A 12,079-nucleotide genomic window follows, 5' to 3' on the forward strand; every position below is an offset into this window, starting at 1 on the left:
TTAAATTAATAGGTCCAGTTCACGCTAAATCCAGTCGTGTAATCATCCGTTTCAAAGTGATCTGGCTTTTTCAACGGTGCTCCGACAAAAACGTCATAATTCAAATGTAGGGGGGCAATTTGCCCACGCAATCCAACAACTGCACCTAACAAACTAGTACCCGGTAAAGGGTTTGGATAATGCGCGGTTTTTCCACCTACTTCGCCGTAATCAATACCTGCATACCATGAATATGGTTTATTCATGATTGAGCCACTCAGTTCATTGCGAACTAAAAAGCCATTATCGGCCAACAACGTTTGCTCACCGTCAAAGCCTCTTACGGTATAACGGTTTCCAATCGAGAATCGGTCTTGGGGTGTTAAAGGCTTATTGCTGTGTTGGGTACGCCATTCTGCAAGATATTGCAGGTTCTGTTGCCCTACTTTAAAAGGAATTTGTAGACTGGCATTGGCCTGTAAAATCCCGACATGTGTATAAGCTTCACCAAAATCTTCTTCTGGTGCTCTCATTGCATTAAGCCAGCCTGTACCACGTTTATAAGTCACATTACCGCTTAATGTTGCATTAGAAAAATATTCGGTATGATCAAGGCTTGCTTTCCAGCCCGCTGTTTTTCGGCGTTGTACTTCTACTTCGACATCATTAATATAGTTTTGTGATTCACGATACCAACCACCAAAACCTACAGCGGTTTTACGATGTGCATCGCGATAAATAATTCGGGACAAATCTGCACTAATGAGTTCGCTTTTACCGCTGTATTGATAGGTCTCACTGCTTCCAGCGACTGTTTGTAAATAGTTAGAACGGCTATAACTGGTTGAAAATAACCAATAATCAAATGGAATGGTATAACTTGCATAAAAGCCATCTGTACCATGCTTACCAGAACCGCTACCACCTAAATCATGGTTATAACTAACATAAAACAAATCATTTAAAGTCAACACATGGTCAAGTGACAAAGTCGCTGTACCTTGGTATTTTCCAGTAGCATCAGAACCTGAATCATCAATTCCCACATGTAAGCGATAAGGTTTAGCCTGTTGCCATGCAAGAATCACATCACTATAGCCCGGCTCACTTTTTTGTTCTGCTGGTTGAATTTTAAAATCAGCCTCAACCGTAGGTACTCTTTTAAAGTTTTCTAAACCTTGTTCCATATCACGGATATTTAAAAGCTCACCCGATTTCATCGGTAAAGCATTCCATAAATGTGCACGTTTAGAAGTACCCTCAGCAAACTTAATCTGATCAACTCGACCAGGAATAACACGAACGCGTACTGTGCCAGATGCGATATTTTGCTGAGGAAGCAAAACTCGTGTTGTGACATAACCATCGGCAATAATTTTATTTTGAACGAGATCAAGTGCCTGATTGAGACCATTTACACCCAAGCAACGTCCAATAATATTGTTCTTACCAGTCGTAATCACATTAAAACTAGAAATGAATTGATGAGCTAAATCACCTTCTAAAAGTATTTTTTTAATTTCAAAACAAGGTGTTTCACTATTAGAGCGTAAATATTGTAATTGCTGAGCTGAAATTTTATTTTGTTCTTGCCCCAGATTGACATTCACATTGGGCTGAATTTGTTTTTCTAGTGCAGTATCGCGTTGTTGTTGACGACTAGATTGATCAGCCTGAATTCGCTGTCGAATCGGTTCATCAGGATCTGCAGCATAACTGAAGCTCCCCATTGCCGATAAACAGATAAATAAGATACTTTTATTAAATTTGTTATAGTTCAACATATAAAATCAAACCGTGATTCATATCAATTTAATTGTATTTTAACAAAACCTTAACAAAGTGGAAGCACTTTTTATACAGATTTGTCTGTCTGTAAAAAGCTTTTTTTAATTAATAGTTTAATTTTTCTAAAACCGTACTACATATTAAATCCCACTTATTGGTACGGATGGTACGGAACTTCAATCAAAATCTTCCCTCACCCAACTCCCACCAAAAATACTCAAGCAACCTCTTCCGTTCATCTGGTTTGTTGGGGTCTAAAAGCTGAACCATGGCACCATCAATCACAAACAAAAACATATGGGCATCTTGCTTTAAAGAATTCACGTTAGTCGTTAAAAGTAAATTATAGATTTCATTGATCAAACAGAAGTAGAAATGGTAGAAGAAGCAGCCTCTGCAATTCAACTAAAGTTAAGCTATACAGCAGAAAAACAATCTGGTCAGGTCAGCTTACTTCACACATTAATGAGGAGACTTATTTATTAAAAAATATACAAAAGGCCTAAATCAGAAGACTTAAGCCTTTTTGTTTTTAGATAAGGGCTATAGCGTCGACTTAAGATAAAAATTCTTTAATCGTCTCTTGCATACTGGTAGTGGCACGACCAATTAACTGGTGTAGATCTTTGCTATCACTATACAAGCCGCCTTTAGATACACCTTCATCTGAATCTGCCAAAATGCCAGCAAACCCTTCTGGTATACCCAACTGTACCAAGAGTGCTTTATATTCCTCTTCTGGTAGGTCTTGGTAAATTACTTCTTTTTTGCTAATTTCACTTGCCCATTTTGCTACATCATCAAGGGTATAACTCGTATCACCTGCTAGTTCATAAACTTTATTTTCATGTCCGTCTTGCGTTAATACCACAGCGGCAGCAGTCGCATAATCTAAGCGAGAAGCAGAAGCAATTTTTCCGTGATGCGTTGCCCCCAAAATTTTGCCATGCTCAACTGCTTGTGCAAGTCCCATTGCATAATTTTCGTTGTACCAGTTATTACGTAATAGCGTATATGGGATATCCGATTTTTTTAAATATTGTTCAGTTTCAACATGTTCTTGTGCTAATAGAAGTGGTGATGTATCTGCGTTTAATAAACTCGTGTAAACAATAAATTTTACCTGCGTAAGTTTTGCCGCATTAATTACATTTTGGTGTTGTACTGTACGTTGACCAACTTCACTCGATGAGATTAATAAAAGCTTATCAATACCAGCCAATTGAACCGAAAGTTTATCTGCGTCATGACCATAATCAAAAGCACGCACTTCGATCCCTTTTGAGCTTAAATCTGAAGCTTTTTCTGGATTGCGAACTAATGCGACAATATTTTTTGCGTCAGTCCGTTCGAGTAATTGAGAAATAACCAATTGGCCGAGTTGACCTGATGCACCAGTAACTGCAATACGCATGATGATCTCCATCTGATGTAGTTGATATCTTTCAATCATCGTAGTACCTTAACTTACTAAAAGTAAGTACTTACCTAAAAGTAAGTTTAAAAACAAATGTAAACTTTTGTAATTAAGGTGGTGAGTGATGAAAGGATACGTTTTTGCAGCAGATTGCCCCTCTCGAAAAATTTTATTAACACTCACGAGCCGTTGGAGTGTGTTGATTTTAGTTGCACTTCGAGATCAACGTCTGCGTTTTAATGAGTTAAAGAAACTAATTGATGGCATTAGTGAAAAGATGTTGGCACAAACCTTAAAAACGCTTGAGCACGATGGTTTTATCGTACGTCAGGATTATGCAGAAATACCGCCTCGCGTAGATTATCAATTAACAGACTTTGGACGCGAGGCTTCCGAACGACTTTTTGATTTAACTACTTGGCTTGAAAATAATTTATCCAAGTTATTAGAAAGTCAGCCTAGTGCAGACATAGTTCAAAATTGACTCGGGACATAGAGTTATTATTGTATATTAAGCATTCAAACTCGCTTAATTCGCTACTTTGTGTTACTATTATTTTAGTAGTCACCATTAAGTTGATTAATGTTATATGAGTAAAAATATCGATCTAGAAGTCTGCCCAATCGCCAGAAGTCTTTCTGTGCTCGGTGATGCGTGGAGCATGTTGATTTTACGAGATGCTCATGCGGGTTTCACTCGTTTTGATCAGTTTCGTAAAAGTTTAGGTATTGCACCTACAATGCTAACAAAACGTTTGTCTGTGTTGGTAGATGAAGGCTTACTTGAAAAAAGACAATATTCTGAACACCCACCGCGTGAAGAGTATGTATTAACTCAAGCAGGCAAAGACTTCTTACCTGTTCTATTTGTGATTGGCGCATGGGGTCGAAAATACAAACCTTATGAACAGCCTGAAAAAATGGTGACTTTCCTTGATGCAGAACAAGGTACTGAAATCAAACCTATTGTGTTAGACCAAATGACCGGAGCTGAAATTGGCACTCGCCCTATTCGCCTGAAAAGCGAATAATATAAATATAAAAAAGCACTCAGTTAGAGTGCTTTTTACAGATCAGAGCTTGTTATATTCATTCATTATTAATTTACTCAAGCATGCCTAGATAAACTGGCGTTTCGGCTGTCAGTCCAGCATGCACGTTTTGGGTAATCTCATCTGCTAAGAGTTCAGATTCGCCTCTCTCTAAAGCAGCTATCGTCATTTGTGCAATAACATCAGGTGAAGCTTTATTTCCAGCTAATCCACGAACCATGTCTGTGTCCATGAAAGCAACATGCAGCGACAAAACCTCTGTTCCCTGTGCTTTTAACTCTTGTCGCATAGCATTGCTCAAAGCCCAAGCTGCTGCTTTTGAAGCACTATAACTACCTGTAACGCCAGGTAAAGTAGCCCAGCTTAACGCTGAGATCACATTAATTACAGCGCTGCTATTGTGAGTAGCCAGAATTGGTGCAAATGCCTGAGTTACCCGCAGTGGCCCAACTGCATTTGTTTCGAACTGATCCCGAAGTAAATCGATAGATGAAGGAGAAAGAATAGCCCCAGATCCACCGATACCTGCATTGTTTATTAATAAATTTACGTCGCCCAGTTTTCGTGCTAACTCTTCAGCCTCATCTGGACTGGTGACATCCAAACGAACAGGTACTATACCTAACTCAATTGTTATGCTCGATGGATTGCGCGCTGCCGCATAGACCTTGCTGGCACCGGCAGCGAGTAATGCACGTACAAAAGCTGCACCCAGCCCTCTATTTGCACCTGTAACAAGTGCGACTGAACCTTTAATATTCATAATAATATCTTCTATAAATTTAAGAAATTAGACGTGTGAAGCCAAATGAAGCATGACGTAGTGCTCATAATGACCGACACCATTTTTTACGATTGGATCTTGTGACGTGAAGCTAGCGATATCCTCTTCATCTGCAATCTGATAAAGCGAAAGACCATACCCATTCCCATCATTAATAACGGGACCATGGGCGACAATAACGCCTTGATCGAGAAGTTTATTTAAAAAATCGCCATGCTGTCCCATCCATTTCTTCTCATCATCAGACATCGTTCCGAGAAAATCCGCACGTGGTGGGATCCATTTACATAAGTAATTTTTCATTTCATATCCTTAAAAAAAGAATGAGTAAATTGCGTAAATATTTAAGTATCTATTTGGCAGTTTTGACACTTTTAAGAATCGAACTTTCGAACATGCAGGGAGCATAGCTCTGTAAGAAAAGAATTAAGCCCGTCATCTTTCCAACTGGATTACTGAATTTAGGTTCTTTAGTTTGAATAAGCTTGGTGATAGTTGATACTACGGCATCTGGCTCTTCCGCCTCATCCATACCTTTTTGTGTGGCGGCTTGTACGAGTTGGCGATAACTATCATAGTCAGGAATAGTACGTTCCAATGTTGAAACTGAGCTGTTCCCTAAATTCGTTTTGAACCACACTGGTTCAACCATACTGACCTTAATATTAAAATGATCTAATTCAAAACGCAGAGATTTAAAATAACCTTCAACCGCATGTTTTGAAGCAGTGTAATAAGACAGATTAGGTGGGCCAATCAAACCGACAATTGAGCTGACTGTGATAATTTGGCCTTTCTTCTGTTTGCGAAAATACGGTAGTAAAGCATTTGTAACTTTAATAGTGCCCCAGAAATTAGTTTCAAACTGTGCGCGCCCAACTTCAATTGGGGTTTCTTCTGCAATGCCAGTAACCATATATCCTGCGTTGTTGACGAGTACATCAAGTTGCTCAGTAAAAGAAAATAACTCTTTTATAAACGTCTGAATGGAACTGTCATCATCAATATCGAGTCGTAATAGTTTGAAAGGTACCTTATTCTCATATTGCTCGGGCTGGCGGCTAGTACCAATGACATTGAATCCCGCCTTATGTAGTTGGTTGGCTAGCATCAGTCCAAAACCAGATGAAGCGCCTGTAATCAAAATTGTCTTTTTCATTTTTTACCGACCTCAAGATTTTAAATCATTAATCTCAGGGTGTATTTTGTCGACAATTATAGTCACCATCACTAGCGTAGCACGCCAATATAATCGCTAAATACGCCAATATAAATGAAGGTTAATTGGCGCGTTTCGCTATTGAGATGGCGTCATCTCCTCTCTAGAATGAATAGATGACTATCAAAAAAAATATTCATCGAAACAACGGTATGCAAGACTATTCAATCTGGCCAGGCTGGCGCCTGTTGATGCAAGATGCGGGTATTGAAGCCTCGCCAGTTTTACGTCGTGCGCAACTTCCTGGCGACCTTTTTGCTCGCCAAAATGTTCGCTTGAATCCTGAAAGTTTTTTCAAACTCTGGAATGCTATTGAAGACGAGGCCATGTCTGTTAATGCCGACATTCCTGCTGCTTTACAAATAGCAAAAGTAATGTCATCAGACTGGTTTGATCCTGAGCTTTTTGCTGCTCTGTGTAGTGCCAATATGAGCTGTGCTCTTGAAAGAATGGCAAAGTACGTCAGACTCATTGCCCCAATGATCTTCAAGATAAACCGCACCGTAATGCACACTACTGTCTCAATTGGCTTTATGGACAATACCAGACAACCACCAGATGTATTTCTTATTTTTAAGCTCGTTTTTTTTGTACAGCTTGTACGTTTGGCAACCCGCTCCCCTGTGAAACCATTACGAGTTAGTTGGCCATCGGCATCAGATTTAAGAGATGATTTTACGATCGCCTATGAAGCTTTTTTTGGTACGTCCCTCACTAATAGCCCTGTAGCGACTTTAGTTTTTTTAACTGAAGATATGGAGCGGCCCTTTCTGACTGAAAATCACAAAATGTGGCTTTTCTTTGAACCTTCTTTGCGCCAGAGATTGGCTGACTTGGATAAAAAGTCCGGTATGTCAGAAAGAGTACATAGCACGCTACTGGAAACCATTCCGGCTGGAGAAGTATCAATGCAGGTAGTGAGTCGAAAGCTGGCAGTGAGCACACGCACACTTCAACGTAAACTTCAAAATGAAGGTACATCATTCCAGCAAATTCTCAATAATGTACGTGAATCTCTTGCATATCACTATTTACGCAATACCGATATGTCGAGTTCTGAAATATCTTTTCTATTAGGATTTGAGGACTCAAACTCTTTTGCCCGAGCGTTTCAGGCTTGGACTGGAAAGACGCCGCAAGCCCATCGCAGCAATTTATCTTAATAAAAATAAATTGGTTATTTTGCTCGGCTACGTTTGGTTGCATAGGTTCCCCAACCACTGAGTAAAACTGATTTAATAAATGCCCATAACCCACTTTCCTTAGGTTTCGGCTCTTTACCTTTTCCAATCCGTTTGAGTTGTTGGGTATACCAAAGTACTTCCATAATCCCCAGACTATCAATTTTTTTGATGCCAGTTTTGATGGGTTGCACTGACTGAAAACCATTTTTTCCTGCCAGTAAAGATTTGGGTACATCAGGTTCAATTGCCATAAGTCTTGCAATTCCAATGACATCACATGCATGTGACTGCAAAGCTTGATCCATACCTTCTACAGTTCGGAATCCACCTGTTACCATCAATGGCGTTTTAACAAGTGTTCTCACTTTTTCTGCGAAATCAATAAAGAAGGCTTCGCGTGCGATTGTCGATGCTTTTTGTGGAGCTTTGGCTACACCAGATTCGTAAGTACCACCCGATATTTCAATCAGGTCAATGCCTGCATTCGCTAATGCCTGAATTGTTTCTAACGAGTCTTGCTCGGTAAACCCACCTTTTTGAAAGTCTGCCGAGTTAAGCTTAATCGCGATAGGAAACTCTTTACCGACTTGTTTTCGGATCTCTGCATAAACTTCCATTAAGAAACGGCGACGTTTTTCTGGTGTACCACCCCACTCATCATTTCTTAAATTGTGCAAAGGTGACAAAAACTGGTTAATCAGATAACCATGCGCAGCGTGAATCTCAACTCCACTAAATCCAGCCTTCTTACATATCGCAGCACTACGACCAAAACGCTGAATAATTTCTAAAATCTCTTCGTGTGTTGCTTCATCAGGTGTTGCAAATAAAGACTGCATTTCTGCACCAAATGGCACTGCCGATGCAGAAATATTACGTACATTTAATCCTTTCGGTGATTGTTTTCCCGGATGATTTAACTGTGCCCATAATTGAGAACCTTGTTCGGTCACGGTTTTTGCCCATTTCTGTAAAATTGCAAAATCACGCTCATCCTCAACCACCACATTGCCAGCCTCACCTAAGGCTTTGCGGTCAATCATAATGTTGCCAGTTATGATCATCCCAATCCCTGATGCGGCCCAACGCTGATATAGCCGAACATGTTTTTCGTTTGGATTATTTGAATAGCTGGCTAAAGTTTCACTGGTTGCAGCCTTCGCTAACCGGTTTGGAATGATGACACCATTCGGTAAAGTTAAAGGCTGATTCAAAAGATTCGTTTTTAATTGCAGATGAGTCATGGCTTATCTCACACAGTTAAAGAGGGTTTTGAATGGGGTTGAATAAAGTCCACTAAACTTTGAAACCACATCACATCCACAAAATTTCCAGTAATGACAAGGTCTTGTGTTTTAAGTGCAGTTAAAAAAGTGTTTACACTGTCTTTCGCTGACAACACGGCGAAGCCCTTGCTACCCGTTTTAAACGTAAAGGTAAAACTTGGTGACTTGGTTAGCCCTGAATAAGAGTTAATCTTGCCATTTTTTACTTCGAAATAGCGGCCTTCACCACTTGCTGTTTGAATCTGAAAGATGACATTTTTATCTTTCACATAAGCTGCACATTTCGGGTTCTTTTTTACAGCACGCTGCATGAGCTTGGTCAGCATCCACAGCAATAATTTAAATTTCATCATTTTTATCTTCTTAATTCATCAAATTGAATGGACCGAACTCATAGGCATTATTCATCTAAAAACTGGATTGCATGTTTTACAAAGCGTTCAGGGTACTGAAATTGGGCACCATGTCCTGCATCGGGATAAATAAATAGCTGAGCGTTTGGAATGTTAAGTGCCATGTGATATGCATTGATGGTCGGAATCATCACATCATCGACACCATTTAAAATGAAAGTAGGTTGTTTAATCTCACGTAAATGTGCAAAAGGATCTTGTTCATCAAGTTTAGGTAAAAAATGCATATTGGCTTCTATTTGTGCCTGCATGACTTCAACTGAACTTGCTGGATCTTGGTTTTTACGCTCATGGCGACGTTGCCAAAATTCATGACCCGCCTGAATAGCAGCTTCAGATCGGCCAAAAAATAAAAAGAGGAAGTTTTCTTCAGAAGGCACAGCAGTTGTTGCATGCTTCAATACCAAAGCGGCAACTTCTGGATCATCTCCACGTGGTTTGCCACCTCTTGGTCCCGTACCTAAAAGCATCAGTTTTCTGACGAGTTCAGGGTGGCGGCGTACTAAATCTTGTGCCTGAAACCCGCCCAGTGAAAAGCCTAATAGGTCAACCTGCTTTAAGCCTAATGCACGAATGACTGCTGCCGCGTCGTCTGCCATATCTTCAATGCGAGTACGGGGCTGGCCAGTAGATGAAGCAATGCCGCGACCGTTAAACAAAATGACTTCACGTCCTTGAGCTAAACCATCAGTAATCAGTGGATCCCAATTGTCTAAACCACCTCGGAAATGCTGAAGAAAAAATAGCGGTGGTTGCCCTGCATTTGAGTTACCCCATCGACGATAGGCAAAATTTGCTCCATCTACTTCAATGAATTGGGTCTCGGCTGTTTGGTGTGTAATTGTTGTCATGGTCATAGTCCTAAATTTAAGTTCTTATTTCGCTAAAAATGTAAGTGACTGTTTTACAAAATCTTCATTAAACTGAAATATTCCCCCATGACCTGCATCTGGATAGATTACAAGTGAACTATTCGGTAAACGCTTTGCTAAATCATAAGTATTTACTGTTGGCACCATTCGGTCATGATCACCGTTGGCAACAAGAACAGGTTGTTGAATCACAGAAAGGTCAGCAGGTTTTTTACTTCCCCATTTTTTTAATGCTTTAAGCTGGGCACGATAGGCAGAAATAGTGATTTCTTTATCACGGTTTTCAGTACGTTCATTAATACGTTGAATAAAGGCTTTTGCAGAAGCTTTACCATTTTCTGTACGAGTGAAAAATAGGTAAACCTTAGGGTCTTGACCAGTCACCATTCCACGAACTAAATCCCAATTAGAAACTCGACCGACTGTACTAATTCCAGTACCGCCCGCAGGACCAGTTCCCGATAAAATCATTTTTCGAACCAAATTCGGCTGTTTTAGCACAATCTCTTGTGAAATCATGCCGCCCATCGAAAAGCCAAATAAATCAACCTGCTTAAAGCCTTTTGCTTGAATGAAAGTAATCGCATCATCTGCCATTTGTTCAATTGACTTTGCTGGTTCACCAGTCGAAGCACCAACACCGCGATTATCAAACACAACAACATGATGTTTTGCCGCAATTCCATCAATAATTCGTGGATCCCAGTTATCTAGTACAGCAGCTAAATGGTTTAAGAAAATGACAGGCGTTCCACCATTTTGTTGACCATATTCTCGGTAAGCGAAGTTAACGCCACCAGCACTAATAAATTGAGTTGGGACATTTGTCCAATTTGTATTTAGTTGGGAATTTTGACCGGCTTGCTGATTGATAACACTGTTTTTTGACACTTCATTCGCCTTAGTTAAAGGGGTGCTAAAAGAGAGTGATTCCACAGTCTCTGCCTGAGTTAAGGGAACACTAAAAATAGATATCGCCGTCAAACTCATAGCAACTGTATTTAATAAAAAATTCATTTCTCTGATCCTCAAATTTAATTCATTGATCTGATTCATCTGTTTTTATGAGTGATCTTTCAAAGAGAGAAAAGATAAAAACAGAGTAAGTATCGATTTAATACCCACTATACGCATGTAAAAAAATATTGTCACTATCTTTTTAGTAGTAACTATTTTATTTTTAGATTATGATTAAAAAATCAAGTCGAAATTCATTCGTTAATTGACTACAAAATTTAAGTAAGGAACATGATATGACCAGCAAAGTAGTTCTAATTACAGGTGCATCTTCTGGTATTGGTTTAGCAACAGCAAACCTTTTACCTGAGGCTGGATTTATTGTTTATGGCACAAGCCGACAAGCAAAAGATTCATCAAAATACAAATTCCATCTTATTGAGTTAGACGTAAATCAAGATGATTCGGTTGCCCAAGCCGTTGAGAAAGTAATAGCAACTGAAGGAAAAATTGATGTCTTAATTAATAATGCTGGGTTTGCAATAGCGCCTGCTGGTGCCGAAGAAAGCTCAATGCAACAAGCACAGGCTATTTTTGATACCAACTTTTTTGGTGCGGTTCGAATGACTCGTGCAGTGATTCCACATATGCGCCAGAAAAAATCAGGATTGATCTTAAATATCAGTTCAATTCTTGGGCTTTTACCTTGGCCTTTTGGCGCACTTTACTCTGCTTCAAAACATGCACTTGAAGGTTACTCTGAATCTTTAGATCACGAATTAAGATCACAAGGCATTCGTGTGTCACTTATTGAACCTGCTTACACCAATACGTCTTTGGGAGTAAACTTACTCGAAGCAGACAATAAAATTTCTTTTTACGATCAAACGCGTGAAAAGCTACATAAACAAATGATTAATTCAATTAATAAGTCAGATGACCCGAGTGTGGTTGCCAATACAATTTTAACCGTCATTCAAAGCCAACAGGTCGTACCACGCTACACAGCAGGAAAAACTGCAAAAAGCTTAAAAGCGTTAAGACGATTTGCACCTGCAAAGATCTTTGACAAATTAATTCACCGCAGCTTGAAAGTTTAGAACAAACCCAAGCCTATAAAACTTTAAA

Annotated in this window: 13 protein-coding genes and 1 pseudogene; 4 read left to right on the forward strand and 10 right to left on the reverse strand. The window is 39.5% G+C overall.

Features of this window, described 5'->3' with window-relative positions; all coding sequences use genetic code 11:
* Nucleotides 1-5 precede the first annotated feature (5 nt).
* The 3 genes and pseudogenes from ASF86_RS05725 to ASF86_RS05730 all read right to left on the reverse strand — a co-directional run bounded on the left by ASF86_RS05725 (nt 6) and on the right by ASF86_RS05730 (nt 3,181).
* Nucleotides 6-1,763: a ShlB/FhaC/HecB family hemolysin secretion/activation protein gene (locus tag ASF86_RS05725; protein ID WP_056480357.1), complete on the reverse strand. Its 1,758-nt coding sequence runs from the start codon at nt 1,761-1,763 to the stop codon at nt 6-8.
* Between the two features lie 184 nt (nt 1,764-1,947).
* Nucleotides 1,948-2,130, reverse strand: a pseudogene (locus tag ASF86_RS20020) (TetR family transcriptional regulator); the annotation flags it as partial.
* A gap of 193 nt (nt 2,131-2,323) precedes the next feature.
* Nucleotides 2,324-3,181, reverse strand: coding sequence for an SDR family oxidoreductase (locus tag ASF86_RS05730; RefSeq protein ID WP_056480360.1), 858 nt, complete (start codon nt 3,179-3,181; stop codon nt 2,324-2,326).
* Nucleotides 3,182-3,308: 127 nt separating this feature from the next.
* On the opposite strand from ASF86_RS05730, the gene ASF86_RS05735 reads away from it, so the two are divergent.
* Nucleotides 3,309-3,668: a winged helix-turn-helix transcriptional regulator gene (locus ASF86_RS05735; RefSeq protein ID WP_017390878.1), complete on the forward strand. Its 360-nt coding sequence runs from the start codon at nt 3,309-3,311 to the stop codon at nt 3,666-3,668.
* A gap of 106 nt (nt 3,669-3,774) precedes the next feature.
* Nucleotides 3,775-4,215, forward strand: coding sequence for a winged helix-turn-helix transcriptional regulator (locus tag ASF86_RS05740; RefSeq protein WP_056480362.1), 441 nt, complete (start codon nt 3,775-3,777; stop codon nt 4,213-4,215).
* A 73-nt stretch (nt 4,216-4,288) separates the two neighbouring features.
* On the opposite strand, the gene ASF86_RS05745 is transcribed toward ASF86_RS05740, so the two are convergent.
* From ASF86_RS05745 to ASF86_RS05755, 3 genes are read right to left on the reverse strand one after another with little or no spacing between them, the layout of a single operon-like run.
* A complete protein-coding gene (locus tag ASF86_RS05745; RefSeq protein ID WP_056480365.1) occupies nt 4,289-4,999 on the reverse strand; it encodes an SDR family oxidoreductase in 711 nt (236 codons plus the stop codon).
* A gap of 27 nt (nt 5,000-5,026) precedes the next feature.
* Complete coding sequence (locus ASF86_RS05750; protein ID WP_005040298.1) at nt 5,027-5,323, reverse strand: YciI family protein; 297 nt, start codon at nt 5,321-5,323, stop codon at nt 5,027-5,029.
* A 49-nt stretch (nt 5,324-5,372) separates the two neighbouring features.
* Entirely contained in the window at nt 5,373-6,179 is an 807-nt protein-coding gene (locus tag ASF86_RS05755; protein ID WP_005040297.1) for an SDR family NAD(P)-dependent oxidoreductase, read from the reverse strand.
* A 176-nt stretch (nt 6,180-6,355) separates the two neighbouring features.
* Here ASF86_RS05755 and ASF86_RS05760 point away from each other — a divergent pair, with 176 nt between their 5' ends.
* A complete protein-coding gene (locus ASF86_RS05760; RefSeq protein ID WP_228253392.1) occupies nt 6,356-7,402 on the forward strand; it encodes a helix-turn-helix domain-containing protein in 1,047 nt (348 codons plus the stop codon).
* Between the two features lie 14 nt (nt 7,403-7,416).
* Here ASF86_RS05760 and ASF86_RS05765 read toward each other — a convergent pair whose 3' ends face one another.
* Genes ASF86_RS05765 through ASF86_RS05780 form a run of 4 tightly spaced genes read right to left on the reverse strand, consistent with a single transcriptional unit; the run spans nt 7,417 to nt 11,011 of the window.
* A complete protein-coding gene (locus ASF86_RS05765; RefSeq protein WP_056480368.1) occupies nt 7,417-8,667 on the reverse strand; it encodes an NADH:flavin oxidoreductase/NADH oxidase family protein in 1,251 nt (416 codons plus the stop codon).
* Between the two features lie 8 nt (nt 8,668-8,675).
* Entirely contained in the window at nt 8,676-9,062 is a 387-nt protein-coding gene (locus ASF86_RS05770) for a hypothetical protein (RefSeq protein WP_004642957.1), read from the reverse strand.
* Nucleotides 9,063-9,109: 47 nt separating this feature from the next.
* A complete protein-coding gene (locus ASF86_RS05775; RefSeq protein WP_005040291.1) occupies nt 9,110-9,973 on the reverse strand; it encodes an alpha/beta fold hydrolase in 864 nt (287 codons plus the stop codon).
* Nucleotides 9,974-9,997: 24 nt separating this feature from the next.
* A complete protein-coding gene (locus ASF86_RS05780) occupies nt 9,998-11,011 on the reverse strand; it encodes an alpha/beta fold hydrolase (protein ID WP_056480371.1) in 1,014 nt (337 codons plus the stop codon).
* A gap of 236 nt (nt 11,012-11,247) precedes the next feature.
* Between ASF86_RS05780 and ASF86_RS05785 the strand changes: the two genes are divergently transcribed.
* Nucleotides 11,248-12,051, forward strand: a complete 804-nt coding sequence (locus ASF86_RS05785; RefSeq protein WP_056480373.1) for an oxidoreductase — start codon at nt 11,248-11,250, stop codon at nt 12,049-12,051.
* Nucleotides 12,052-12,079: the final 28 nt, after the last annotated feature.

This window comes from Acinetobacter sp. Leaf130, from assembly GCF_001423205.1.
Lineage (GTDB): Bacteria > Pseudomonadota > Gammaproteobacteria > Pseudomonadales > Moraxellaceae > Acinetobacter > Acinetobacter calcoaceticus.

Excerpts from the sequence above, each read along its gene's own strand:
- ASF86_RS05735 (WP_017390878.1), top strand. The coding sequence starts at position 3,309 with ATGAAAGGATACGTTTTTGCAGCAGATTGCCCCTCTCGAAAAATTTTA.
- ASF86_RS05730 (WP_056480360.1), bottom strand. The coding sequence starts at position 3,181 with ATGCGTATTGCAGTTACTGGTGCATCAGGTCAACTCGGCCAATTGGTT.
- ASF86_RS05770 (WP_004642957.1), bottom strand. The coding sequence starts at position 9,062 with ATGATGAAATTTAAATTATTGCTGTGGATGCTGACCAAGCTCATGCAG.
- ASF86_RS05750 (WP_005040298.1), bottom strand. The coding sequence starts at position 5,323 with ATGAAAAATTACTTATGTAAATGGATCCCACCACGTGCGGATTTTCTC.
- ASF86_RS05780 (WP_056480371.1), bottom strand. The coding sequence starts at position 11,011 with ATGAATTTTTTATTAAATACAGTTGCTATGAGTTTGACGGCGATATCT.
- ASF86_RS05775 (WP_005040291.1), bottom strand. The coding sequence starts at position 9,973 with ATGACAACAATTACACACCAAACAGCCGAGACCCAATTCATTGAAGTA.
- ASF86_RS05760 (WP_228253392.1), top strand. The coding sequence starts at position 6,356 with ATGACTATCAAAAAAAATATTCATCGAAACAACGGTATGCAAGACTAT.
- ASF86_RS05725 (WP_056480357.1), bottom strand. The coding sequence starts at position 1,763 with ATGTTGAACTATAACAAATTTAATAAAAGTATCTTATTTATCTGTTTA.
- ASF86_RS05740 (WP_056480362.1), top strand. The coding sequence starts at position 3,775 with ATGAGTAAAAATATCGATCTAGAAGTCTGCCCAATCGCCAGAAGTCTT.
- ASF86_RS05745 (WP_056480365.1), bottom strand. The coding sequence starts at position 4,999 with ATGAATATTAAAGGTTCAGTCGCACTTGTTACAGGTGCAAATAGAGGG.
- ASF86_RS05755 (WP_005040297.1), bottom strand. The coding sequence starts at position 6,179 with ATGAAAAAGACAATTTTGATTACAGGCGCTTCATCTGGTTTTGGACTG.
- ASF86_RS05785 (WP_056480373.1), top strand. The coding sequence starts at position 11,248 with ATGACCAGCAAAGTAGTTCTAATTACAGGTGCATCTTCTGGTATTGGT.
- ASF86_RS05765 (WP_056480368.1), bottom strand. The coding sequence starts at position 8,667 with ATGACTCATCTGCAATTAAAAACGAATCTTTTGAATCAGCCTTTAACT.